Here is a 22,079-nt window from a genome sequence, read left to right as displayed (position 1 = left end):
CGGGGTAGGCCCGTTCTTCCCCGTTCTTCGGGGGGCGCCCCCGGGGCCGCGGGTCAGACGAACTCGGGCTCCTTGTTCCCCGGCGCACCCGCCGCCCCATCCGCCGCCGCGGCCTCCGCAGCGTCCTCCACCACCGCGCCTTCGACGTGCTGCGCCGGGCGCTTCGGCAGGGCGAACATCAGCAGGAAGATGGCGCCCATCACGGCGGCCACCCAGCCCAGCGCGTACTGGAAGGCGTCCACGAAGGCCGGGCCCACCTGCTCGGGCCGCAGCCGGTCGCTCATCGTGCCGAAGAAGACGACCGAGACGAGCCCGAGGCCGAGCGCGTTGCCCATCTGCTGCACGGTGTTGATGAGCCCCGAGGCCGAACCGGCGTGCTCGCGCGGCACCTCGGAGAGCACCGCGTCCGTCAGCGGCGCGACGATGAGCCCCATGCCGACGCCCATGACGACCAGCGGCAGCGCCATCTGCCAGGGCGCGATGCCGAGGCCGTAGTGGTGGGACTCCCAGATGTAGAGCAGGACCCCGGCGGCCATCACCAGCGCGCCCGCCTGGAGCACCCCGCGTCCGAAGCGCGGCACCAGCTTCTGCACCGACAGGCCGGCGGCCACGGACACGGCGATCGAGAACGGCACCCCGGTCAGTCCGGCCTTCAGCGGCCCCCATCCCAGGCCGGTCTGCATGTACAGCGTCCACACCAGGAAGAAGATGCCGAGCCCGATGCCGAACACGGTCTGCACGGCGATGCCCGCGGCGAAGCTCTTGACCCGGAACAGCGACAGCTCGACCAGCGGCGAGCCGTCCCGCGCGGCCTTGCGCCGCTCGTAGGCCACCAGCCCCGCGAGGACGACGAACGCGCCCGCCATCGACACGTACCCCCACAGCGGCCAGCCCAGCTCACGGCCGCGGGTCAGCGGGTAGAGCAGCATCAGCAGGCCCAGCGTGACCAGTCCGACGCCCACCAGGTCGAGCTTGAGGGCGCGCGGCGCCTTGGACTCGGTGATGAAGCGGGCGCCCAGGATCAGGCCGGCGACGCCGACGGGCAGGTTGATCAGGAAGATCGGGCGCCATTCGAGGCCGAAGAGGTTCCACTCGGTCAGCAGCGCGCCCAGCAGCGGACCGGACACCGCGCCCAGTCCGACGATCGCGCCGAACAGGCCGAACACCTTGCCGCGTTCGTGCGCCGGGAAGGTGGCGTGCACGATCGACAGCACCTGCGGCACCATCAGCGCCGCCATGCCGCCCTGGAGAATGCGGGAGGCGACCAGCATCTCCGGGTTCACGGCGAAGCCGCACAGCGCGGAGGCGACCGTGAAGCCGCCGATGCCGAACAGGAAGATCCGCTTGCGGCCGTGGATGTCGCCGAGCCGTCCGCCGGTGATCAGGCCGGCGGCGAAGGCGAGGGCGTAACCGGCGGTGATCCACTGGATCTGGCTGAAGGTCGCGCCCGCCTCCTCCTGGATGGACGGGATCGCGATGTTGACGATGGTGACGTCGACGAGGTCCATGAAGGCCGCGGTCATCACGATCGCCAGGGCGAACCAGCGGCGCCGGTCGCCGGCGGGGGCCGCGGAGGCCCCGGATGCCGCGGAACCTGCGGCAGGAGTGCCGGACGGGGTGTCGGTGAAGGTCATACCGAGAAGCTAGGACCCCATTAGGCCGGATCATGACCTACATCTGCGGGATGCTCGGACGCATGACGACCGACACCCCGGCGCGGATCCTCCAGCTCCTCTCCCTCCTCCAGACGCCCCGCGAATGGCCCGGTGGCGAGCTCGCCGACCGGCTCGGGGTGTCGCGGCGCACGGTCCGGCGCGACATCGACCGGCTGCGCGAACTCGGCTATCCCGTCCAGGCGACCAAGGGTTCGGACGGCGGCTACCGGCTCGTCGCGGGCAAGGCCATGCCGCCCCTCGTGCTGGACGACGAGGAGGCGGTGGCCATCGCGGTCGGGCTGCGCGCCGGCGCCGGGCACGCCGTCGAGGGCGTGGACGAGGCGTCGGTGCGGGCGCTGGCCAAGCTGGAGCAGGTGCTGCCGAGCAGGCTGCGGCACCGCGTGTCCACGCTCCAGTCCGCGACGATGCCGCTGACCAGCGGGGACGGCCCGACCATCGCGCCCGAGACGCTCACCGTGATGGCGTCCACGGTCGCCGGGCAGGAGCGGCTGCGGTTCGCCTACCGAGCCGCCGACGGCACCGAGTCACGCCGCCTGACCGAGCCGTACCGGCTGGTGTCGACCGGACGCCGCTGGTACCTCGTGGCGTACGACCTCGATCGCGCCGACTGGCGCACGTTCCGCGTCGACCGGGTCAGCGAACCCTTCGCCACCGGGGCGCGATTCACGCCGCGCGAGCTGCCCACCGGGGACGCGGCGGAGTACCTGCGCCGCTCGATGCAACGGCGCCACGAGACCTACGAGTTCACGGTCACGTTCGCCGCCCCGGCCGACGTCGTCGCCGCCCGGGTACCGGGGTGGCTCGGCACGCCCGAGCCGCTCGACGCGGTCAGCTGCCGCCTGCGCGCCACGACCGCCGACGCGATGCCGTGGGTCGCGGTCCGCCTGGCCATGCTGGGCCTGGACTTCACGGTGCAGGATCCGCCGGGACTCGTGGACGCCGTACGGGAGTTGGGGACCCGTCTGACGCGGGCGGGCGGTGGGTGACGCGGCTCACTCAGAGCGGTCGGGCCGGTCGGGCCAGCACGGAGTGGGGGGCGCGTCGGCGTACGCCGGTGTCTCCGCGCCCGTCGGCATGCGCCGTCAGCCGGGCGGTCGCGTCGCGGTGCCCGTCGCTGCCGCCTCCCACGGGAAGTCCCGCAGCGCGGCCAGGTTGCGCAGGGCCAACTCGGCCGGGCCGTCCGGGCCTTCGACCGGCCCCTCCCCCGCGGCCCAGGTCTCCATGGCGACCCGCACGGCGGCGCTCGCGACGGCCGCCGCGAACCGCAACTCGGGGGGCACGGCCGCGGACGCGTATTCGGACGCGGCCCCAGGTCCGGCCACGGACTCGGACTCGGCGGCATCGTCGGCAGCGCCGGTATCGGCGGTATCGGCGGTATCGGCGGCAACGTTGTCGGTGGCGTGCGGTGCCGGCGCCGCTTCCTTCCCCGGCCCCAACCGGTCCGCCAGGGCGTCCAGCAGGGTCCGCTCGGAGGCGTGACACACCTCCGCCCACACCCGCCGCAGCGCCGGGTTCGCCTGGGCGAGGCGGATCAGCGTGCGGACGAACGCCCAAGAGGCGGCCGAGACCCCGGCTCCGGGCGTCAGCGTGTGCCGTACCGCCTGCTCCAGGGCCTGCGGCACGGACAGGTCCGCGGGGGCGGCGCGCACCGCCGCCGCCCAGCGTTCGGCGCCCGCCGCGTAGAGCGGGGCGACGGCCTCCTCCTTGCCGGCGAAGTAGCGGTAGAAGGTGCGCGGGGCAACGCCGGCGGCGTGGGCGATGTCCTCGGCGCGGGTGGCACGCAGGCCCTGTCGGACGAAGAGGGCGGCCGCGGCTCGGGCGATCTCCATGCGCGTCTCGGCCTTGCGGCGCTCGGTCAGGGAGAGGGCGGCCGACGCGGGGGGTACTGGGGTGGTGCTGCTCACCTGCGGCAGGCTATGCCCTTGTGGCACAATCTGCCATCTGCGGGCCACCCCGGGGTTCAGGTTCGGGGTGGCCCGCCCTGGAACAGCCGTGCCCCGGGCCGCCGTTCGCGGCCGCGGGTGCCTGCGTGCGCGCGGAAACACCAAGGCCGGGCCCCGACGCCCGGGGGGAAGGCGCCGAAGCCCGGCTGGGGAAAGTCCCGGCACCGGGGGGAGTGCGTCGGGACTGGGCCTGACTGTGTCCGACTCGGTCTGAAGTCTTGTTCCCGCCGCTCCGTGGGTTGAAGCGGCGTTACATCGCCATGTTTGCGCGGTCTTTCGCCACCCGGCGCACGCGGTCCCCGTACGGCGTGCGCCACTTGCGTGGGACGTCGACGACTTCGGCGACGCCGACGGGGCGGCTGGGACAACGGGGACGACGGGGGCGACGCCGACGGCGTCACGCCGCCGCGTCGAACCCGGTGTCGCGGGCGAGCTTCTTCAGCTCCAGCAGCGCGTGCTTCTCGATCTGGCGGATGCGCTCGCGCGTCAGGCCGTGCTCCTTGCCGACCTCCGTGAGCGTGCGCTCCCGGCCGTCCTCGATGCCGTACCGCATCTTGATGATGGAGGCCGTGCGCTGGTCGAGGCGGCCGATCAGGTCGTCCAGTTCCTCGCTGCGCAGCAGGGTCAGCACGGACTGCTCGGGCGACACCGCGGAGGTGTCCTCCAGGAGGTCGCCGAACTGGGTCTCGCCCTCGTCGTCCACCGACATGTTCAGCGAGACCGGGTCGCGGGCCCAGTCGAGCACGTCGATCACACGCTCCGGCGTCGAGCCGAGCTCGGCGGCGATCTCGGCGGGCTCCGGGTCGCGGCCGTGCTCGCGGTTGAACTCGCGCTGCACGCGCCGGATCCGGCCCAGCTCCTCCACGAGGTGGACGGGCAGCCTGATCGTGCGGGACTGGTCGGCTATCGAGCGGGTGATGGCCTGGCGGATCCACCACGTCGCGTACGTCGAGAACTTGAAGCCCTTGCGGTAGTCGAACTTCTCGACCGCGCGCACCAGACCCGCGTTGCCCTCCTGGATCAGGTCGAGCAGGGGCAGGCCGCTGCGCGGGTAGCGGCGGGCGACGGCGACGACCAGGCGGAGGTTGGAGCGGATGAAGACGTCCTTGGCCCGCTCACCCTCGGCGACCAGGGCCTCGAGCTCCTCGCGGCCGGCGTCGACCTTGGTGTCCTCAAGACCGTCGAGGACCTGCTGTGCGAAGACACCCGCCTCGATGGTCTGGGACAGCTCGACCTCCCTGGCGGCGTCGAGCAGCGGCGTACGCGCGATCTCGTCGAGGTACATGCCGACCAGGTCGCGGTCGGCGATCTCGCCGCCGTGGGCGCGAACACTGCTTGCCGCATCGGTCGTCCCACCGGTGGTGGACTGACGACGGGCGACGGCACGGGTTGCCATGCGTGCTCCCTTGCGGTGGTGGGCTGGCGGGTGGTTCTCAGGTGCTCGGCACTCTGGCCGAGTGCCCGGCATCCGAAGGAAACAACGACTGGAATCAGGACAGAATTCCCAACCCGACCCCCGATTTTTCTGATCTTGCAGTACCCTGTCGGGCCGCACGGGGTGGCGCGCTGCCGCCGGACGTCGCGGAGGCCCAGGTCAGTCCCGGATCGCGGGTCCGCCCGAGGCGTCCGCCGCCCTCCGCGAACGCGTCGCGAATGAGACGGCCGTCACATACGGCCCAGTGGCCGTCACCCCTTGCCCATGAAGACGATCCGCGGGGCGAGAAAGTTGCCGGGACCGGACCGCGCCGATCGAACCGCCGGCCGACCCGCCGACCGACCAGCCGACCGAACCGCCGACCGACCCGTCAGCCGAACTGCACCGACCGCTTCGCCAGTCCCATCCAGAAGCCGTCGATCACGGACCGCTGGGCGTCCAGTTCGCCGCCCGCGTCCGCCGCACCCATGGTCACGAACAGCGGGGCGAAGTGCTCGGTGCGCGGGTGGGCCAGCTGCCCCGCGGGCGAGGTGTGCGTGAAGTCCAGCAGCGCGTCCACGTCGGCGGTCTCCAGCGCGCGCCTGCCCCAGTCGTCGAACTCCGCCGACCACGCGGGAATTCCGCCCTGCCGCAGCGCGGCCAGGTTGTGCGTGAAGAAGCCGGAGCCGACGATCAGTACGCCCTCGTCGCGCAGCGGCGCCAGCTTCCTGCCGATCTCCATGAGCCGCACGGGGTCGAGGGTCGGCATGGAGACCTGGAGGACGGGGATGTCGGCGTCCGGGTACATCTCGACGAGCGGGACGTACGCGCCGTGGTCGAGGCCTCGGTCGGGGATGTCCTGGACGGGCATGCCGGGGGCGCGCAGCAGCTTGCGCACGGACTCGGCGAGTTCGGGGGCACCGGGGGCGTCGTAGCGGACGCGGTAGTAGCGCTCGGGGAAGCCCCAGAAGTCGTGGACCAGGGGGACCGGCCGCGTCGCGCCGAGGGCGAGCGGGGCCTCCTCCCAGTGCGCGGAGATCATGAGGATCGCCTTGGGGCGGGGCAGTCGGGCGGACCAGGCGGCGAGTTCACCGGGCCAGACGGGGTCGTCCGCCAGCAGCGGTGCGCCGTGGCTGAGGTACAGGGCGGGCATGCGCTCATGAGTGGTGGCGGACATGGCGACAGCTCCAGATACTTGAAGTCTCAATCTCCTTGAAGGAAGAGTAAGCAGTGTTTGTTTAAGTTTCAAGCAGAGCGGTCGTAAAGTGGATGCATGAACAGGGCACCCGCTTCCGAGGCCGGCGAGACCCGCTGGCTCACCAGCGAAGAACAGCGCGTCTGGCGCGCGTACATCGAGGCCAGCGTCCTGCTCGAGGACCACCTCGACCGTCAACTTCAGCGCGACGCGGGCATGCCCCACGTCTACTACGGCCTGCTCGTCAAACTCGCCGAGTCCCCGCGCAAGCGGCTTCGCATGACAGAACTGGCCAAACACGCCAAGATCACCCGTTCCCGTCTCTCGCACGCGATCGCGCGCCTGGAGAAGCAGGGCTGGGTGCGCCGCGAGGACTGCCCCTCCGACAAGCGGGGCCAGTTCGCGGTGCTGACCGACGAGGGCTTCGACGTGCTGCGGCGGACGGCGCCGGGCCACGTGGACGCCGTACGGCAGGCGGTCTTCGACCGGCTCTCCACCGAACAGCAGGAGTCCCTCGGCGAGATCATGCGGATCATCGCCGAGGGACTCCAGCCGAGCGAAGCGGGCGCGGACCTGCCCTGGCTCCGCTGACCGCCCTCCCCCTCCGGAGACCGGCGGGCGGGTCACGCGGGACCGGGGCAGGTCCTGGGGTTCGTACGGACAGGGCGTCCCTTCCCCGTCCGTACGAGGTTTCAGTGGGCGACGACCGGGACCGGCACCTCGTCCTTCGCGCCCCCGCCGGAGGCGACCGTCACGCCACCCGGGCGCCCGGCGTTGATGAAGGTCATCGCGATGCCCGCGGCCACCACCAGGATGCCGACGGCGAACCAGATGGCGCTGGTGTAACCCCGCACCATGCCCTCCAGCTGCACCAGTTGCTGCTGGGAGCGGGAGGCCGCCGAGCCGATGTGGTCGGCGATGTACGACGTCGTCGCCGAGGCGGCGATCGTGTTCAGCAGGGCCGTGCCGATCGCGCCGCCCACCTGCTGCGAGGTGTTGACCATCGCGGAGGCGACACCGGAGTCACGCGGCTCGACGCCCTGCGTCGCCAGCGACATGGCGGGCATGAACGCCGTACCCATGCCGAGCCCGAGCAGCAGCATCGCCGGCAGCAGCACGGCCGCGTACGAGGTGCCGATCTCCAGCTGGGTGAGCAGCAGCATGCCGAGGGCGGCGACCAGGAAGCCGGGGCCCATCAGCAGCCGCGGAGCGACGCGGGTCATCAGGCGGGTGCCGATCTGGGTGGAGCCCGTGATCATGCCCGCGATCATCGGCAGGAAGGCGAAGCCCGTCTTGACCGGCGAGTAGCCCTTCACGATCTGCAGGTAGTAGGTCAGGAAGAGGAACAGGCCGAACATCGCGATGATCGCCAGGCCCAGCGAGAGGTAGACGCCGCCGCGGTTGCGGTCGGTGATGACGCGCAGCGGCAGCAGCGGGGCCTTGACCTTCGCCTCGACCACGACGAACGCGGCGAGCAGCACGACCGACGCGACGAACATGCCGACCGTCACGGAGTCGCTCCAGCCGTCGGACTCGGCGCGGGTGAAGCCGTAGACGAGCGCGACCAGGCCGAGCGTGGACAGCAGGACGCCGGGGACGTCGAGCGGGTTGCGGTTGCGGCTGCCCTCCGGCTCACGGATGACGAACCAGGCACCGGCCGCCGCGACGATCGCGAACGGGATGTTGACGAAGAACGTCCAGCGCCAGTCCAGGTACTCGGTGAGGAAACCGCCGAGGATCAGACCGACGGCACCGCCACCACCGGCGATCGCGCCGTAGATGCCGAACGCCTTGGCACGCTCCTTGGCGTCCGTGAACATCACGGCCAGCAGGGACAGCGCGGCGGGCGCGAGCAGCGCGCCGAAGACGCCCTGGAGGGCGCGGGAGCCGAACATCATGGCCTCGTTGGTGGCAGCGCCGCCCAGTGCGGAGGCGGCGGCGAAGCCGGCGAGGCCGAGGACGAAGGTGCGCTTGCGGCCCCACAGGTCGGCGATCCGGCCGCCGAACAGCAGCAGACCGCCGAAGGCGAGGGCGTAGGCCGTGACGACCCACTGCCGGTTGCCGTCGGAGATGCCGAGGTCCTGCTGGGCGGAGGGCAGCGCGATGTTCACGATGGTGGCGTCCAGGACGACCATCAGCTGGGCGAGCGCGATGAAGACGAGGGCCTTCCAACGACCCGCGTCGGGGGCGGCGTCGGGGACGCGCGGAACTGTCTGAGACATGGTGGTACCCACTTCGGGACTTCGGGACTTCGGAACGAAAAACCAGGACGAGAAATCAGGACGCGAAATCAGGACGGAAGGAACGGGACGAAGAAACGGGACGGAAAATCAGGACGAAAGGTCGGCGTCTGGAGCGAAAAGGGGTGTGGTGGGCCGCCGGCGCGTCCTCGTCGACGGCCGGTGCGGCGGGAGCCCAGTGGGGCCGGCGCTCAGGACTTGCGCAGCTCCTCAAGGGTCGCGGCCGTGCCCGGCAGGGTGGACCGGGCCGGGGCCCGCAGTCCGTCCAGGAACAACTGCAGATGGCGGTGGACGAAGCGGTCGGCGCTCAGACACCCCGTACCGGCCGGCGGCCTGCTGAGCTGCGCCACGGCGACCATCAGGTCACCGACGCCCACGTCGGGGCGGAGCTGCCCGGCGTTCCGGGCCCGCTCCATGATCCCGGCGATGAGCTCCTCGACGCGTACGCGGGCCGCCTCCAGGTCGGGGTGGTGCTGGTCGAAGGTGCTGGAGATCATCGGGCACAGCGCGCTGATGCGTTCGTCGGCGGAGGTGTGCACGAAGCGCTCCAGCGCCTCGAAGGCATCGCCGGTCTCCGTGAGGGCCGACTCGGCGGCGAGCGCCGTACGGTCCATGACGGAGCAGACGACCTCGCGGACCAGCGCGTCGCGGTCCGGGAAGTTGCGGTACACCGTGGCGTTGCCGACGCCGGCCCGGCGGGCGATCTCGTCGAGCGGCACGTCGGGGCCGTGCTCGACGAACATCTCCCGGGCGGCGGTGACGATCCGCTCCCGGTTGCGCAGGGCGTCGGCGCGCGGCCGGGGCACCTTGCGCTGTGCGGGGGTCGCGGTCTCCACGGCGTACTCCTGAGGTCTGACGACTGATGACCGGCGCCCCGTGGCTGCCGGCGCCGGAGCGATCCGGGGACCTGTTCCCCGTTTCGCTTGGACACAGGTCTAAACGGGGAAGCGGTCCCCGGTTATTTCCGCCCCGCCCAGAACTTTCCTGTGACCCGCGTCACTCAACTGCGGTCGGCCCGGCCGTGATACCCACGATCGGTCTCCTCCAGCGCGCGCCCGCGCACCCACCGGCTCAGGGTGATCGAAAGGGTGCAGCCGGTGACCGGCGGCTGCCTTGGAGCGAGGGGCCCGTATGCAGCCGAAGCCGACCGCCCGCCGGAGCCGGATACGTACCCGCCGCGCGGCCGCCCTCGCGGGCGTGACCGCTCTGACCCTCGCCGTCGGCAGCTCGGCCGGCAGCGGCCACCTCTCCGCCGGTTCCTCCCCGGCCGGCGCCGGCCCGATCGCCCTCGGCCGGTCCTCGGCGCTCGGTCCCTGCATGATCAACGGCAGACGCGACGTCCAGATGTCCGAGGGCGTCCCCACCCCGCGCGGGTACACCCGCTCCACCGGCACGGTCCGCGCCCTCACCCTGATGATCGACTTCTCGGACGCGCCGGGCCGGGGCCGCGCCCTCGACCGGTTCCGCGAGTTCTTCCCGCAGACCCAGGACTGGTTCCGCACCAGTTCCTACGGCCGTCTCGAATACCGCCCCGAGGTCCCGGTCCGGGACTGGCTGCGCATGCCGAAGCCCTTCCGCGCGTACGGCATAGAGCGCGGCGCGCCCTTCGACCCCGGCTACCGCGAACTCGTCCGGGACATCGTCACGACGGCCGACCCGAAGGTGGACTTCCGGACGTACGACCTGGTGAACGTGCTGGTGACGCCCAACGCCGGCCCGTCCGCGCTCGACACCGTCCTGTCCGTCACCTTCGCCGGGAACACCGAGGCCCCCACCGCGGACGGCGTCCCGGTCGCCAACGCCTCCTTCGTCTACTCCCGCCAGGACGACGGCTCCGGCTCCTACCACCGCACCGGCTACCGCGTACTGCCCCACGAGAACGGCCACGTCTTCGGCCTGCCCGACCTCTACACCCAGGAGGGCGGGGGCGCGGTAGGCCACTGGGACATCATGAGCGAGGACTGGGGCGCCAACAACGACACGCTCGGCTGGCACAAGTGGAAGCTCGGCTGGCTCGACGCGTCCCAGGTGCACTGCGCGGCGGCCCCCGGCACGGCCGAGTACGCGCTGACGCCGCTCGCGGAGAAGGACGGTCCGAAGCTGATCGTCGTCCCGCTCGACGAGCGCTCCGGCTACGCCGTCGAACTGCGCACGCGCGCGGGCAACGACGAGGTGGTCTGCCGCCCCGGCGTCCTGATCTACAAGGTGGACGCGGACGTCGACACGGGCATGGGCCCGGTCACGGTCTTCGACTCCCGCCGCGACAGCGGAGGTTGCACCCGCAGCCCCAACGTCCACGCGGAACTCTCCGACGCGCCGTTCGCCCCCGGCGAGACCTTCAAGGACCCCCGCCGAGGAATCCGCATCACGGTCGCGGCGGCGGACCTGGAGGGGGTCTACCGGGTGCGGGTGACTCGGGGGGAGGGGGTGGAGGAAGGCTGACGAAACCGACGCGAGGCCACCCTGACCTGCGGCAACGGGAACCTTGCCACTGCGGATCCCATATCCGCTACGCTAGTCGCCGGATCACCTCGTGATCCTCGCCTTCGTAGCTCAGGGGATAGAGCACCGCTCTCCTAAAGCGGGTGTCGCAGGTTCGAATCCTGCCGGGGGCACCAGGCAAAAGGCCCCGGACTGATCATGGTCCGGGGCCTTTTGACGGCACCATTTGACGGCAGTCGCATTCAGGCAGCCGGCCGCCGTCGCTTCAGCAGCCGGTCCATGTGGCTGATCGCCTCGCGCTGGGTGTCCTGCACGACGTGCGTGTAGACGTCCATCGTGATGCTGATCTGGCTGTGTCCCAGGATCTCCATGATGACCCGGGGCGCGACACCGGCAGCCGTCAGTAGCGTGGCAGTGCCGTGCCGAGCATCGTGCAGCCGGACCACTCGCAGCCCAGCATCACCGGCGACCCTGGTGAAGGATCGGTAGACGTTCCGGGGCTCCACCGGCCGCCCGTTCCTCGTGGCGAAGACGTAGCCACTCTCCGACCAGGCAACGCCCGTGCGGTCGAACGCCTCGCGCTGGCGTAGCCGGTGCCAGCGCAGCGGAGCGAGGCACAGCGCAGGCATCGGCACCACGCGGCTGCGACGGCTCTTGGGGTCGTCGTCGTACAGCTCACCCCTGCGACGCTGCGTTTGGTGGCGGACGTGCAGCACCCGGTTGTCCAGGTCCACATCGGACCAGCGAAGGCGAACAAGCTCACCGCGTCGCAGGCCCATGGCGATGGCCAGGACGAATGCGGCGTACAGCGGGTCCTTCCGCGCCGCTTCCAGGAAGGCCAACGTCTCTTCCAGTGACCAGGGTCGAATCTCCCGCTGTTTGACGCGCGGTGGCTCCACCAGCGAGGCGACGTTCCGGGTGATCAGTTCCTCCCGTACGGCCGCCGTAAGCGCGGTACGGAGCACGCGGTGCGCCTCCTTGGCAGTGGCAGCCGTGTGAGTGGTGCGCATGCGCGTGATGAAGCGGCGCACGTCGGCGACACTCAGCGACTCCAGCCGCTTGGTACCGAGCAAGGGCACCAGGTAGAGCCGAACGTGCGTCTCGTACTTGTCGTACGTGCTGAGCTTTCGTCGCGGCTGAACGTAGTGCGCGAGCCAATACGGCAGCCACTCGGAAAGCTTCGCGGAGCGGGTGGGGGTAGGAATGCCTTGGCGGTCTCGGCGCACCAGCTCTTGACGCTTGGTGTCGCACTCCTGCCACGTAGCACCGTAGACCGTCTTGCGCTTGCGGGTGCCGTCCGGCTGCGGGACGTACACGCGGGCTTCGTAGCGACCGTCTTTGCGCTGCCAAATGCTCCCGGCACCGTTCGGGTTCCTCTTGCGGGGTGCCATCAGGCTGCGTTCTCCTCAAGTCGGTTGCATGTACGCGCGTACGGCCTCCACCGGGATGCGACGGGCCCGGCCGGACGTGTAGCTCGGCAGTTCCTTGGAACGGATCAGGTCGTAGACCTTGCTGCGGCTGAGGCGTAGGGCGGTCATCACTTCGGGGACCATGAGGGCTTGGGGCTGTTCGGACGGGATGGCGGTTCGCACCTCGAACCTCCGTGAGCGACGAGGGGCCTTGAGCCCCCTTCTGGAAGTCCGCTACTTCCGCTACCTCCGCTACCTCGCAGGTCAGGGGCCTGTTGGAGGTAGCGGGAAGGGGTAGCGGCAGCGGATGGGTAGCGGTGGGGTAGCGGCAACCGGGACGGGTTGCCGCTACCGCGTTGTTGCTGGTCAGGCCACGTTTTGGGTGCCTGGTAGCGGAGGTAGCGGACTTTCCGGGGGTGGGGGGCAGTAGCGCGCCCACGCGTCGGCGAGATCGGCGGCGTAGTAGCCCTTGAGGACGCTCCCGGCGGCCTTGATGTTGCGGGAGGTGATGGGCTCGTTGTCCGCCGTCATGTACTCGGCGAGCATCCGGGACAAGCGCCGGTTGTCGAGCGGCTTGCCGTGCAGGTCTGCCCATGGGGCGTCGTCCAGGGCGTTGAGCCGGTCCAGGATGGCGACCGTGGGCAGGCGATCGATGCCGACCATGACGTGGTCGCGCAGGTCGGTGAGCAGCCGCACTCCGAGGCTGGAAGGTGAGCACGGCGACAGCGGAGAAAGCCCTGCGCAAGCTGCGCAATGAAGGGCTGGTGCGTGGCATCCACGGGATCGGGACTGAAGTGCTGGACCGGCCGGCCTCCATGTCGTCGGGGTCGCAGCGGCAGGACCGGGGCGCCGTACCGGGTCTAGCTGGGGGGCGGGCGAACGCTCCGACTCGCACCAGGCAGCCGTTGTGCCCGCACCCGATGAAGTGGCGCAAGCACTGGACATTCAGCCCGGCTCCGACGTGGTGCGCCGTAGCCGCGTATACCGGGACCGGCATGGCATCGTCGCTCACAGCACATCGTGGATTCCCGGGCAGTACGGAGAGCTGATTCCTCAGCTCACAGCGAGCGAACGACTAACGGGCGGAACCTCACTCCAGCTCATCGCCCAGGCGACCGGCCGCCCGATCAGCCACCGCATCGACATAGCCTCAGCCCGCCTGCTGACGCCGGAGTACGCGCGACTCCTGGAGCTGGACCCCGACAATGCGCCGACGGACCCAGTGGTCGTGATGACAGCGAAGTTCGTGGACAGCGAGGGCAACATTGTGGAGTACGGCGTCGACCTCGGCGGCCCGGGCCGGACATGGCGTACGGAATCGGAGGTGAACCCGTGACGGCCGTGGACGACACGCTCATGAGCGTGCTCGAAGACCGCCTGGATGCACTACTTGCGGCCCGCAGGGCTGGCACAATCACGCCCGAAGCAGAAGCAGAGGTGGCCGCCATCTCCCGAACCATGACGAGACCGATGCCCCCACGTCCGCCGTTCTGTGTCCTCATGGCCGGGCTCCCCGGCTCCGGTAAGACGACTCTTTCCCGCGCCCTCACCGCCCGTGGGTTCGTACGGCTGTGCCCAGACGAAGAGATGTTCCGTCGACACGGCGTCTACGGCGTGGACTTCCCCCGGGGGGTTTTCCCCACCCTTGAACGCCCCGTTCTAGAAGACGTAGCGGTCCAACTACGGGATCACCTCAAGGCCGGGCACGATGTCGTCGTTGACCACGGCTTCTGGACTCCGGAGGACCGGTCGAAGTGGCGAGCGATCGCTACCGACGCCGGAGCGAGCCCCATGCTCGTCTACCTCGCTGCCAGCCATGAAGAGCTGTGGGCGAGGATCAGCAAGCGCAACGAGTTCCACGCCAACGACCCAAACTCGATCTACTTCTCCGAGAGCGACCTACAGCGGTACCGCAGGCGCTTCATCCCCCCACAGGCAGATGAACGGCACGTGTTGTACGACGGTGACCCGTCGGCCGTGCTCGCGGTACTGGAAGCTTCTGGCCGTTGACGAGCGTCAGTAGAGCGCTAGATGTGACGTTATTACTTGAGCGCCGGTAGTTGGGTGCAAGGAGGGGAGTGCGCATGTCTGAGCTAGGCCAAGACGGGTTTGAGCTTGATGGGCAGACCTATGAATGGCGAATGGGGAGAATGCCGGAATCAGAGCAGGACTGGATTACTGAGTACCGGCTCCTGCTCAAGCGTGATGTGTTGAACCTTCACATGTGGAGGGATAAGACAGCTGAAATAGACAGCCTGACGGAACAGTTAGTCGCTCTCCAGGAAGAGAATCAGCGACTCGCATCTACGCAAGATCAGTCAACATTTCATCTCGGAAAGCGACCGGAAACCCCTAAGGAGATCGACGCCGAGGTACGCCTACGTGAGACCGAGCGGCGTTGGCAAGTGGAGCTTGAAGACCGGAAGCATCGGGCGGATCTTGCCTATCACCACTCCGGTCTTATTCAACGTGCAGAAAGTGTTCGTGGCTGGGCGTTGGTCGCCGTGGTCTTCTCAATCATCGCTTCCCCGTGGGTGGCCATGATTGCTGGGATCACCGCAAGAGACTTCAGTCTCTACATCACCCCGGTCACTGGGATCGCTGGCGCCATCATCGGTTATTGGTTCGGCCAAGGACAGCAGAGCACGCTTCAGCCTCCAACAATTGCTGACTCCCTAGCTCGCACCCCGTCTTCCGATGTAACTGGGACAGCGACCGACCAGCGGCCTCGCTAGCCGCGGATACTCAGGGACGCGACACGGCAGCCCGGAGCGTTGCCAGTTGGACAAACAGGAACGACCCACAAAGTGGGCGAGCGCTGATGGCTGCGCCTGAGGCGGAAGGGAACGGGACGTTGCCATACCTGAAGATACGGCGCAGGCTCGGCAAGGCAAACCATCATCGAGACTGAGCTACTCCGTCATCGGCGATTGACTCGCACTGCTACGGCAGCTCGCACCGTGACGTCGCGCCGCAAGTGACCGTTCGCTCCTCAGATCCTTACAGCAGATCAGCCTCAGACAGGCGTTGCCATGCTGTTTGGACGTGGGCCTCCGTAAAGAGGCGCTCCTTTCGGTGATTCCATGCCCTAATGCACGCTGTTACCGATTCAGGGCTTGGCGGAGGCGTCACTAGTTCTTCAGCAGCAAAGAGAACGGTGCTCAGTAGTTCCATACCGAACGCGTCCTCGAAACCTGCTGTTAGGGCTTCGAACTTGGCCGCGATTATTTCGAACTCTGGGTACTGCTTCAGGAACCGCTCAGCTTCATTGACGGAGTCTTTGTTGAGCTCCAGAATTGCCTGGGCTCCACTAGTACCGTCACCAAAACCCGTGACGAAGTGACCTTCCATCGCAGAGACTGCCCTATCAAGGGGCTGCGAGTACGGTCCGTAGATTCCCTTCTCGAAGTGAAGCCCCAGCGTTAGACGCAACTTCTGCAGAAGGTAGGCAACTTTGTGTGCCTCAAGAAGCGAAACGCGTGGCTCAAAAGCAAGGCCGCGCGAAATTCCACTTCTGATGTACCGATCGAGCGCAGCGAGAAATGCTGCGCGTTCACGCGTCATTGCGGGTGCCTGAGTGGCGTTTGGCATCGATGATGCATTGGGAGCACCGGACGGCTCGTAAACGCGAACTTCGACCCCGGGAATAGTTCCCAATGTTTGACGGATCATCGGCTCAACTTCATGCCAGGAAAGTCCGCCATTTCCACAACCAAGGGGTGGTACTGCGATAGACCTGATCCCACGCTCGACAATTTCGTCACGCAGCGCTACGAGCCCCGAGGCGACGTCTTCGATCCGCGAGGGCGCGCGCCAGTGGCGCTTCGTCGGGAAGTTGATGATGAACCTTGGGCCGCCCACTTGCTCGACCTCATGTACGTGCATCCGGCCGACCATGACGTCACCACGATCGCAGGACGCCTTGTAGTCCTTGAAGTTCTCCGGATAGGCCCGCTTGAACTGCAAGGCGATGCCCTTGCCCATGACGCCCACGGTATTGACCGTGTTAACAAGGGCATCGACATCTGCTAGAAGCAGGTTGCCGGTGCCGCGCGTGATCATCGCTGTCCTTCCTTGGGGCTCGTTCGTTACCGCTAGGTCAGTAGTACCACTCGGGTCTGACACTCACCGGAAGCTCCGCCCCTGCCTCACGCAGCAGGTGTCGTACCTGCTGAGCGTGTTCATGATCGTAGGTCGCCACCTCATGCACAGCTGTCACGGGCAGATAACCGTGCACTAGTAGCTCCGCCATGCGCCGGCGCATGCGATCTCCGTCGTCGGCGGTGTTGTTCCAGTACCGCGCAGCCATAATCTCCCAGTCGACAACGCTTGGCATCATGCTCAAGTCGGTGAAGTGCCTGGTGATCGCGCTTGCACAGTTGCCATCGCTGAACACGTAAGGCCTGTGGGACTCCACGACGCCGTCGACGGACGTGACCAGGTAGACGAGTGGAGGCTGCCCGTCCTGGTAGGTGGCCACTCCGCCCCGGCTGATCACGTAGAGCATGGGGGAGCGTGGGGCAAAGTAGAACGGGACGTAGTCGGCTGGACAACCGTACGGCGGGACAGTGATCTGTCGCGACCGCCGTTCAGCTTTGACCGCCTTGTCTCCGCACTCGCTCAGCACGCCTCCTCGGCCCTGCATGACGGTGTCCGAGACCAACTGCTTCTCGGCGAGGATGTCGCGCAGGTTGCTCACGTGCGTGAAGTGGAACAGCGGTTGCTCCCCAACGTTCATCACAAGAGCTGAGTAGACCACAGTTGTGGCTGCCGACGTCAGCTGCTTAACCGTCAACCATGCCTCATAACAGTGGCTTTGACGGCAATGCTTGACGGCAACGGCAGCGGACGTTGCCGTATCCGAAGGTACAGTCCTGCACCTTGCAGGCGGCGGCAGTGGACCACGCGCCTGGCCTGGACACTCGGGGAAGGAACTCCTAAAGCGGGTGTCGCAGGTTCGAATCCTGCCGGGGGCACAGCTCGCGCAGCAGTTCAGAGCGTCAGAGGCTCCCTGTTTCATCCGAACAGGGAGCCTCTTTCATGCGCTCCGGAGACACTCCCCTAGTAGTAACATGTACTACATGGAGACCACGGCCCGCGAATTCAACCAGAAGTCCTCCCAGATCCTCGCCGCCGCTGCCCGTGGCGAGACCGTCACTGTCACCAAGAACGGGACTCCCGTCGCACGGGTCGTCCCAATAAACGACAATGAGGTGCCCTCGTACCCGACCGACGCCATGGGCGACCTCGACCTCCCCGACCTCGGCCTGCCCGACCTCACCAACGATGAGATCGAGGACACCCTCAAGGGGATGGGTGCATGAGCCTGGTCGCTGTCGCCGACACCAACGGCCTGTACCGTCTGCTCGACCCGACACTCACCGGCCACCCGGAACACAAGAAGGCGCTGGCAACAACCAGCCACCTCATCATCTCCCCCATGGTCCTGGCCGAACTGGACTACCTGATCTCAACCCGTGCCGGAGCCAGTAAGGCCCTGATCGCGGCGCGCTTCATCGAGCGCAACGTCGCAACCCGACGCTTCGAGGTGCCCTCCGTCAGCACTCACCTGAGCGCGGCGATCGCGGTCGCCGAAGGCTACGCGGACGCCGACGGCGGCAAAGGCATCGGACTCACCGACGCAATGAACGTCGCCCTCGCCGCCGCCTACCGCACCGACGCCCTGCTCACCACCGACCGCCACTTCCGCATAATCCGGCCTTTGACCGGCCACCCGGCGTTCCGGCTCCTGCCCGAGGATCTGTAGGCCCGGCGTTCCCGGCCGGCCCGGGGCGACGGCTCAGTACTGCCGCAGTGTGCCGCCTCGCAATGGTTCGGTCAGCCTCCGAGGACCGAGCCGAAGGACTTGTTGCGGTAGGTCAGGCCGAAGGCCTTCTCGCTGAACGACTGCGCGCCGGATGTCGTTAGGCCCGAGGCCGTGCCGCGCAGGATCCAGTCGGCGCCGTCGGCGTGGTGGAGGTCGTCGTCGAAGACGTCCTCGCCGCGGGCGGCGGCGGTGAGGTCCGCGCGGCCGTCGGCGTTCAGGTCCTGGATGCGGAGGGCGGATCCCATGTGGTCCGCGAACTCCGCGGTGCCGGGCACGCCCGTGGTGTTCTGGGTGAAGGTCTGGGCACCGGTGCCGGTCAGTCCTGAGGCCGAGCCCTTGAGCAGCCAAATCGCTCCGGCGTACTCGATGGTGCCGACGGCCTCGGCGGGCGCGCCCACTGCCGCGTCCGCGTAGCCGTCGCCGTTGACGTCGCCGACGGAGACGGCGCCTCCGAAGCCGTCGCCCGGCTCGTTCGCGCCCTGCACCCCCGCGGTGTCCTGGTCGATCAGCCGGCCGCGCGTGCTGCCCGGGATGCCGGCGGCGCCGCCGTAGTGGACCGCGATGGTGCCTGCTCCCGAGGTTCCCTGTCCGTAGGTGACCAGGTCGTCGTAGCCGTCTTTGTCGAAGTCGCCCGCTGCCCGTGCGTGCGCGGCGGTGAGCGGCACGCTCGCGGGATTGCCGGTGAACGTCATGCCGGCGGCGCCGCCCGCGTAGTAGCCGAGCCACACGCCCGTTTCGCCGTGCTCGTCGTCCTCGTAGTCGTTGTCCCCCGAGACGACCAGATCGGCGGCGCCGTTGCCGTCGAAGTCGCCCGACACGATCGATCCGGTTCCTCGGGTGTTCCCTGCGGGGCCGGTCGAGAGGTCTGTTCGGGCGGGCGTCGTGCTGCGCGTGAATCCGTTGTCGAACACCGAGATTCCGGAGTGGCCGGTGACCGCGAGCTGGTCGCGGCCGTCGCCGTCGAAGTCGCCGACCGCGAGGTTGGAGCCGTACAGGTAGCGGGCGGAGGAGTCGGACGCCGCGTACACGGTCAGCGCACCGTTGACGAGTCCTCTGGAGCCGCCCCACAGGATCTGGACGATGCCGAAGTCGGGGGCGGCCGTGGCCTTTTCCGACGGCACGCCGACAGCCAGGTCGGTGTAGCCGTCGCCGTCGAGGTCTCCCGTGGCGTAGGACGTGCCGAACTTGTCGTACGCCTCCGCCGTGCCCGGGACCCCGGTGGTGTTCTGGCTGATCAGTGCGGAACGGCTGGGCGAGACGCCCGAGGCCGAGCCGTACAGGACGGTCAACTGGCCTGCCTGCGTCTGTCCGTTCACCGTGGCCTTGGGAGTGGCGACCACGAGGTCCTGGTAGCCGTCGCCGTTGAAGTCGTCGGCGCCGGCGCCGGCGGCGGAGGCCGGAGTCGTCAGGGGCACGGCCAGGCCGCCTGTCGCGAGCACCGCCACGGCGGCAACTGCCGGAAGTCTTCTACGCACGTCGGCCCTCTTCACCTCGGGTTGGGACTGTGTTCACACGGGTGACTCCTGAGGCGACCGAATGGTTGCCTGCTGCGCCCCTCGGTTGGACGCCCCCCGTCGGTTGTGCTGGGCACGGTGGGGCCGCTGTGCTCGGTGTGCTCGGTCGCAGCCACCCGTAACGCCTCGCGCCGAAGACTTCACGACAGACCCCCGGCAGGTGGCGTCAAATTCGTGGCCGATCGACGGCGAGGCCTTCATCGGGCCTCTTCCTCCATTTCTGCCGCTACGATCGTTTCTGCAGGTCAGCGGCAGATACTGATCGATCACACATCGCGGTGAATCACGCTGGGTCCCACACCTCAGCGGCGCGGAGGGGCGTTGTCTCCGGTGCTCAAGCAGAGATCATCAGGAGAGGTCCACCTTGGCCATGAACTGCTTCACTCGCCTCACCACGGCCCTGTTCGCCGCGGGGGCGCTCATCCTCACCGCTCCCGCCGGGGCACACGCCACCGCCGTCGGAACCACGCCCGTGCGGACCTTCGAGTACAGCGTCGGCGGAGTGACCATGAAGGTCCCGACGGGGTGCACATTCACCCACATCATCCGGGGCAAGGGGCGGAAGATCACCTACCAGAACGCCGGTGTGGACTGTGCGTTCGTCGGCGCGCTCAGCAGCGGCTTCTGCAACTGGCGCATCGACTTCTCGTACGCCGACACCAGCAACCGGATCTACCGGACGTCCCGCGGTCGCACGCACAGCGAGTGCAAGATCGATCCGATGCGGAACAACTCTCCTCAGACGCTGCCTCGTTATGGCAAGGCGTGCGCCCACCTCTATGTCAACGGGGTGCGACGCGTGAGTCAGTGCCACCACATCACGAAGTGAGGCCTTCATGATCGATGAGCAGGAGCGGTCGTCGGGACCGGACGGGGAGCACGAGGAGTCGCGGCGGCGGGCCGGAATCGTCGCCTTCGTGACGGGACTTGTCCTGACCCTCGCCTTCTTCGCCTTCTTCCCCGGCCTCCCGCACGTCATCGACTGGGGCGCCATCCTCGCCGCCCTGGCCGTGGGCGTTCTCGCCCGGTGGGGAGTGCAGGCCTGGATGGACAGGTCGGCGGGGAAGCGGTCAGGGCCGCGCCCCTGACCTCGCGGAGGTCGTCGCTCGTGAACGCGGTCCGGTTCTCGTCAGTCGTCCCCGGCGTCGTCTGCCGGTGCCGCCGACCGGGCCGCCCGGTGTCGTGCGTTCGCGACCTCGCGCAGTAGGTCGCGCAAGGTCTCGCGGGTGCTGCCCCGCGTCTTCACCGCGTGGCAGTTCGGGCAGAGTGCCACCATCTGGCTCGGGTGGTCGCGTCCGCCTCGGGTGAGGTCCGTGACGTGGTCGACTTCGAGTATCGGCTCGCGCGCGTCGGTCACGTCGGCCGGCTGGCCGGTGCAGTGCGGGTTCTCGCAGCGGCCTCCGCTGCGGCTCAGGACCAGGAGTCGGGCGGCGCGTGAGCGGTGCGGGCGGTTGGTCGTGCGGGGGACGCGCGTGCCGTGGGTTTTCGCCTCCCGTTCCTCGACCAGCCGGCAGCCGCGTTCGTAGTCCGCGGCGCTGATCAGCCACGGCTCGGGGGCCTGCTCGGGCCGGACCGGCCGGGCGGGCCGCTCGTCCGGCTCCGCGTCTTCCAGGCCGACGTCGGCGAGGAGCGGTGTGGGGTCCAGGTCGGCGAAGAACGTGGCCAGGAGGACGTCGAGGACTCCGAGGCGGGTCACGGTCGAGTGCCGGAACAGGTCGTACACCGGCTCGGCCGGACCGCCGAGGGGCTGGTGGGTGGCGAACCACCGGCGCAGTTCGGCGTCACCGTGCGCGGTGGGGGCGGCGTCCGTGTCGTGGTGCAGGGTCCACAGGCCGTCGCGGTGGAGGGACGCGACGGGATAGTCCGGTCGGGGACGCTCGCCCCGCATGCCGTGCCGTCGCAGGAGCGCTTTCAGGGCCTCCTCGGTCTCGGTCCACGGCAGCAGCCTGGGCTCGCCTCGGGCGGCCCGGCCCATCGCCCAGAGGATGGTGATGGGCTTGTAGAGGGCCGGACTGCCGCCGGAGCGGCTCACCTTCAGGTTCGTGACGCGGTGGACGAGCTCGTCGTGGGAGAGAGCCCCCACCGGCGCGGCCTCCGGCGCGTCCCCCACCACGCCCTCCGTCCGGCCCATCGGTGCCGCGTCTTCCGCGACCTCGTACCCCAACCCGCGCAGGAGGCCGACCGCGTGTGCCGCCCCGCCCGAGAAGTCCCGTGCCGTAAGGGGCCGTTGGCCGGGCAGGTAGCCGTGGGCGGCTCCGACGATCGCCTTCGAGTCGTAGTAACGGCCTTCGTGGACCAGCAGATAGCGGCGGGCACGCCCGAATCCGTACCGTTCGAGAAACGCGTCGCGGCCGAGCCGGTCGCATTCCTCGACGGCCTTCTCCACCTCGCCGCGCGTGATGTCCGTGAGCGCCATGGC

Annotated in this window: 22 protein-coding genes, 1 tRNA gene and 1 pseudogene; 11 read left to right on the top strand and 13 right to left on the bottom strand. The window is 68.7% G+C overall.

The window, feature by feature from the left end; translation table 11 throughout:
• Nucleotides 1–53 precede the first annotated feature (53 nt).
• Complete coding sequence (locus ACZ7D7_RS14870) at nucleotides 54–1,634, bottom strand: MFS transporter (RefSeq protein ID WP_470824592.1); 1,581 nt, start codon at nucleotides 1,632–1,634, stop codon at nucleotides 54–56.
• A gap of 62 nt (nucleotides 1,635–1,696) precedes the next feature.
• Between ACZ7D7_RS14870 and ACZ7D7_RS14865 the strand changes: the two genes are divergently transcribed.
• Complete coding sequence (locus ACZ7D7_RS14865) at nucleotides 1,697–2,662, top strand: helix-turn-helix transcriptional regulator (RefSeq protein WP_470824591.1); 966 nt, start codon at nucleotides 1,697–1,699, stop codon at nucleotides 2,660–2,662.
• A gap of 96 nt (nucleotides 2,663–2,758) precedes the next feature.
• Here the strand turns inward: ACZ7D7_RS14865 and ACZ7D7_RS14860 are convergent, their stop codons facing one another.
• The 3 genes from ACZ7D7_RS14860 to ACZ7D7_RS14850 all read right to left on the bottom strand — a co-directional run bounded on the left by ACZ7D7_RS14860 (nucleotide 2,759) and on the right by ACZ7D7_RS14850 (nucleotide 6,210).
• A complete protein-coding gene (locus ACZ7D7_RS14860) occupies nucleotides 2,759–3,580 on the bottom strand; it encodes a TetR/AcrR family transcriptional regulator (RefSeq protein WP_470824590.1) in 822 nt (273 codons plus the stop codon).
• A gap of 436 nt (nucleotides 3,581–4,016) precedes the next feature.
• The gene (locus ACZ7D7_RS14855) at nucleotides 4,017–5,015 is read right to left on the bottom strand and encodes a sigma-70 family RNA polymerase sigma factor (protein ID WP_470824589.1); all 999 of its coding nucleotides are present in this window, start codon (nucleotides 5,013–5,015) and stop codon (nucleotides 4,017–4,019) included.
• Nucleotides 5,016–5,424: 409 nt separating this feature from the next.
• Nucleotides 5,425–6,210, bottom strand: coding sequence for a dioxygenase family protein (locus ACZ7D7_RS14850; protein ID WP_470824588.1), 786 nt, complete (start codon nucleotides 6,208–6,210; stop codon nucleotides 5,425–5,427).
• A 96-nt stretch (nucleotides 6,211–6,306) separates the two neighbouring features.
• Between ACZ7D7_RS14850 and ACZ7D7_RS14845 the strand changes: the two genes are divergently transcribed.
• Nucleotides 6,307–6,819: a MarR family winged helix-turn-helix transcriptional regulator gene (locus ACZ7D7_RS14845; RefSeq protein ID WP_470824587.1), complete on the top strand. Its 513-nt coding sequence runs from the start codon at nucleotides 6,307–6,309 to the stop codon at nucleotides 6,817–6,819.
• 101 nt (nucleotides 6,820–6,920) lie between these two features.
• On the opposite strand, the gene ACZ7D7_RS14840 is transcribed toward ACZ7D7_RS14845, so the two are convergent.
• Nucleotides 6,921–8,450, bottom strand: coding sequence for an MFS transporter (locus ACZ7D7_RS14840; protein ID WP_470824585.1), 1,530 nt, complete (start codon nucleotides 8,448–8,450; stop codon nucleotides 6,921–6,923).
• Between the two features lie 209 nt (nucleotides 8,451–8,659).
• On the bottom strand, nucleotides 8,660–9,304 hold the full coding sequence (locus tag ACZ7D7_RS14835; protein ID WP_470824584.1) for a TetR/AcrR family transcriptional regulator: 645 nt from the start codon (nucleotides 9,302–9,304) through the stop codon (nucleotides 8,660–8,662).
• Between the two features lie 295 nt (nucleotides 9,305–9,599).
• Here ACZ7D7_RS14835 and ACZ7D7_RS14830 point away from each other — a divergent pair, with 295 nt between their 5' ends.
• Together ACZ7D7_RS14830 and ACZ7D7_RS14825 are read left to right on the top strand one after the other, a co-directional pair.
• Nucleotides 9,600–10,910 carry a M6 family metalloprotease domain-containing protein gene (locus ACZ7D7_RS14830; RefSeq protein WP_470824583.1) on the top strand — a complete coding sequence of 437 codons (1,311 nt, stop codon included), beginning with the start codon at nucleotides 9,600–9,602 and terminating at the stop codon, nucleotides 10,908–10,910.
• A 100-nt stretch (nucleotides 10,911–11,010) separates the two neighbouring features.
• A tRNA-Arg gene (locus tag ACZ7D7_RS14825) sits at nucleotides 11,011–11,086 on the top strand.
• A 66-nt stretch (nucleotides 11,087–11,152) separates the two neighbouring features.
• Here the strand turns inward: ACZ7D7_RS14825 and ACZ7D7_RS14820 are convergent.
• From ACZ7D7_RS14820 to ACZ7D7_RS14810, 3 genes and pseudogenes are all read right to left on the bottom strand, one after another.
• Nucleotides 11,153–12,301, bottom strand: a complete 1,149-nt coding sequence (locus ACZ7D7_RS14820) for a tyrosine-type recombinase/integrase (protein WP_470824581.1) — start codon at nucleotides 12,299–12,301, stop codon at nucleotides 11,153–11,155.
• A gap of 15 nt (nucleotides 12,302–12,316) precedes the next feature.
• Complete coding sequence (locus tag ACZ7D7_RS14815) at nucleotides 12,317–12,502, bottom strand: helix-turn-helix domain-containing protein (protein ID WP_470824579.1); 186 nt, start codon at nucleotides 12,500–12,502, stop codon at nucleotides 12,317–12,319.
• Nucleotides 12,503–12,685: 183 nt separating this feature from the next.
• A pseudogene (locus ACZ7D7_RS14810) lies at nucleotides 12,686–13,222 on the bottom strand (DUF3631 domain-containing protein); the annotation flags it as partial.
• Nucleotides 13,223–13,226: 4 nt separating this feature from the next.
• Here ACZ7D7_RS14810 and ACZ7D7_RS14805 point away from each other — a divergent pair.
• From ACZ7D7_RS14805 to ACZ7D7_RS14795, 3 genes are all read left to right on the top strand, one after another.
• Entirely contained in the window at nucleotides 13,227–13,655 is a 429-nt protein-coding gene (locus tag ACZ7D7_RS14805; RefSeq protein WP_470824578.1) for a UTRA domain-containing protein, read from the top strand.
• The gene (locus ACZ7D7_RS14800; protein WP_470824577.1) at nucleotides 13,652–14,329 is read left to right on the top strand and encodes a P-loop nucleotide/nucleoside kinase family protein; all 678 of its coding nucleotides are present in this window, start codon (nucleotides 13,652–13,654) and stop codon (nucleotides 14,327–14,329) included. The genes ACZ7D7_RS14805 and ACZ7D7_RS14800 overlap by 4 nt, the downstream gene beginning before the upstream one ends.
• Nucleotides 14,330–14,403: 74 nt before the next feature.
• Nucleotides 14,404–15,054 (top strand): hypothetical protein, encoded by a 651-nt coding sequence (locus ACZ7D7_RS14795; RefSeq protein WP_470824576.1) that lies wholly within the window; start codon nucleotides 14,404–14,406, stop codon nucleotides 15,052–15,054.
• A gap of 265 nt (nucleotides 15,055–15,319) precedes the next feature.
• Here ACZ7D7_RS14795 and darG read toward each other — a convergent pair whose 3' ends face one another.
• Both darG and darT read right to left on the bottom strand, forming a co-directional pair.
• A complete protein-coding gene (gene darG, locus ACZ7D7_RS14790) occupies nucleotides 15,320–16,381 on the bottom strand; it encodes a type II toxin-antitoxin system antitoxin DNA ADP-ribosyl glycohydrolase DarG (protein WP_470824575.1) in 1,062 nt (353 codons plus the stop codon).
• A 37-nt stretch (nucleotides 16,382–16,418) separates the two neighbouring features.
• Nucleotides 16,419–17,114, bottom strand: a complete 696-nt coding sequence (gene darT, locus ACZ7D7_RS14785) for a type II toxin-antitoxin system toxin DNA ADP-ribosyl transferase DarT (protein ID WP_470824574.1) — start codon at nucleotides 17,112–17,114, stop codon at nucleotides 16,419–16,421.
• Between the two features lie 286 nt (nucleotides 17,115–17,400).
• Between darT and ACZ7D7_RS14780 the strand changes: the two genes are divergently transcribed.
• Together ACZ7D7_RS14780 and ACZ7D7_RS14775 are read left to right on the top strand one after the other, a co-directional pair.
• Nucleotides 17,401–17,643: a type II toxin-antitoxin system Phd/YefM family antitoxin gene (locus tag ACZ7D7_RS14780; protein ID WP_470824573.1), complete on the top strand. Its 243-nt coding sequence runs from the start codon at nucleotides 17,401–17,403 to the stop codon at nucleotides 17,641–17,643.
• On the top strand, nucleotides 17,640–18,086 hold the full coding sequence (locus ACZ7D7_RS14775; protein WP_470824572.1) for a PIN domain-containing protein: 447 nt from the start codon (nucleotides 17,640–17,642) through the stop codon (nucleotides 18,084–18,086). Before ACZ7D7_RS14780 ends, ACZ7D7_RS14775 begins: the two co-directional genes overlap by 4 nt.
• A 71-nt stretch (nucleotides 18,087–18,157) precedes the next feature.
• On the opposite strand, the gene ACZ7D7_RS14770 is transcribed toward ACZ7D7_RS14775, so the two are convergent.
• A complete protein-coding gene (locus ACZ7D7_RS14770) occupies nucleotides 18,158–19,621 on the bottom strand; it encodes an FG-GAP-like repeat-containing protein (protein WP_470824570.1) in 1,464 nt (487 codons plus the stop codon).
• Nucleotides 19,622–20,030: 409 nt separating this feature from the next.
• Between ACZ7D7_RS14770 and ACZ7D7_RS14765 the strand changes: the two genes are divergently transcribed.
• Nucleotides 20,031–20,489, top strand: a complete 459-nt coding sequence (locus ACZ7D7_RS14765; RefSeq protein ID WP_470824568.1) for a hypothetical protein — start codon at nucleotides 20,031–20,033, stop codon at nucleotides 20,487–20,489.
• Nucleotides 20,490–20,496: 7 nt separating this feature from the next.
• Entirely contained in the window at nucleotides 20,497–20,748 is a 252-nt protein-coding gene (locus tag ACZ7D7_RS14760) for a hypothetical protein (protein ID WP_470824567.1), read from the top strand.
• 41 nt (nucleotides 20,749–20,789) lie between these two features.
• Here ACZ7D7_RS14760 and ACZ7D7_RS14755 read toward each other — a convergent pair whose 3' ends face one another.
• On the bottom strand, nucleotides 20,790–22,076 hold the full coding sequence (locus ACZ7D7_RS14755) for a phosphorothioated DNA-binding restriction endonuclease family protein (RefSeq protein ID WP_470824566.1): 1,287 nt from the start codon (nucleotides 22,074–22,076) through the stop codon (nucleotides 20,790–20,792).
• Nucleotides 22,077–22,079: the final 3 nt, after the last annotated feature.

This window comes from Streptomyces sp. NPDC037054 (genome assembly GCF_055606745.1).
Note: the sequence above shows the minus strand (reverse complement) of the source record. Positions and strands in the feature narration are given on the sequence as shown.

Coding starts and splice junctions, on each gene's coding strand:
- ACZ7D7_RS14820 (WP_470824581.1), bottom strand. CDS start 12,301: ATGGCACCCCGCAAGAGGAACCCGAACGGTGCCGGGAGCATTTGGCAG.
- ACZ7D7_RS14780 (WP_470824573.1), top strand. CDS start 17,401: ATGGAGACCACGGCCCGCGAATTCAACCAGAAGTCCTCCCAGATCCTC.
- ACZ7D7_RS14760 (WP_470824567.1), top strand. CDS start 20,497: ATGATCGATGAGCAGGAGCGGTCGTCGGGACCGGACGGGGAGCACGAG.
- ACZ7D7_RS14755 (WP_470824566.1), bottom strand. CDS start 22,076: ATGGCGCTCACGGACATCACGCGCGGCGAGGTGGAGAAGGCCGTCGAG.
- ACZ7D7_RS14775 (WP_470824572.1), top strand. CDS start 17,640: ATGAGCCTGGTCGCTGTCGCCGACACCAACGGCCTGTACCGTCTGCTC.
- darG (WP_470824575.1), bottom strand. CDS start 16,381: ATGATCACGCGCGGCACCGGCAACCTGCTTCTAGCAGATGTCGATGCC.
- ACZ7D7_RS14865 (WP_470824591.1), top strand. CDS start 1,697: ATGACGACCGACACCCCGGCGCGGATCCTCCAGCTCCTCTCCCTCCTC.
- ACZ7D7_RS14765 (WP_470824568.1), top strand. CDS start 20,031: ATGAACTGCTTCACTCGCCTCACCACGGCCCTGTTCGCCGCGGGGGCG.
- ACZ7D7_RS14795 (WP_470824576.1), top strand. CDS start 14,404: ATGTCTGAGCTAGGCCAAGACGGGTTTGAGCTTGATGGGCAGACCTAT.
- ACZ7D7_RS14850 (WP_470824588.1), bottom strand. CDS start 6,210: ATGTCCGCCACCACTCATGAGCGCATGCCCGCCCTGTACCTCAGCCAC.
- ACZ7D7_RS14840 (WP_470824585.1), bottom strand. CDS start 8,450: ATGTCTCAGACAGTTCCGCGCGTCCCCGACGCCGCCCCCGACGCGGGT.
- ACZ7D7_RS14845 (WP_470824587.1), top strand. CDS start 6,307: ATGAACAGGGCACCCGCTTCCGAGGCCGGCGAGACCCGCTGGCTCACC.
- ACZ7D7_RS14870 (WP_470824592.1), bottom strand. CDS start 1,634: ATGACCTTCACCGACACCCCGTCCGGCACTCCTGCCGCAGGTTCCGCG.
- ACZ7D7_RS14830 (WP_470824583.1), top strand. CDS start 9,600: ATGCAGCCGAAGCCGACCGCCCGCCGGAGCCGGATACGTACCCGCCGC.
- ACZ7D7_RS14855 (WP_470824589.1), bottom strand. CDS start 5,015: ATGGCAACCCGTGCCGTCGCCCGTCGTCAGTCCACCACCGGTGGGACG.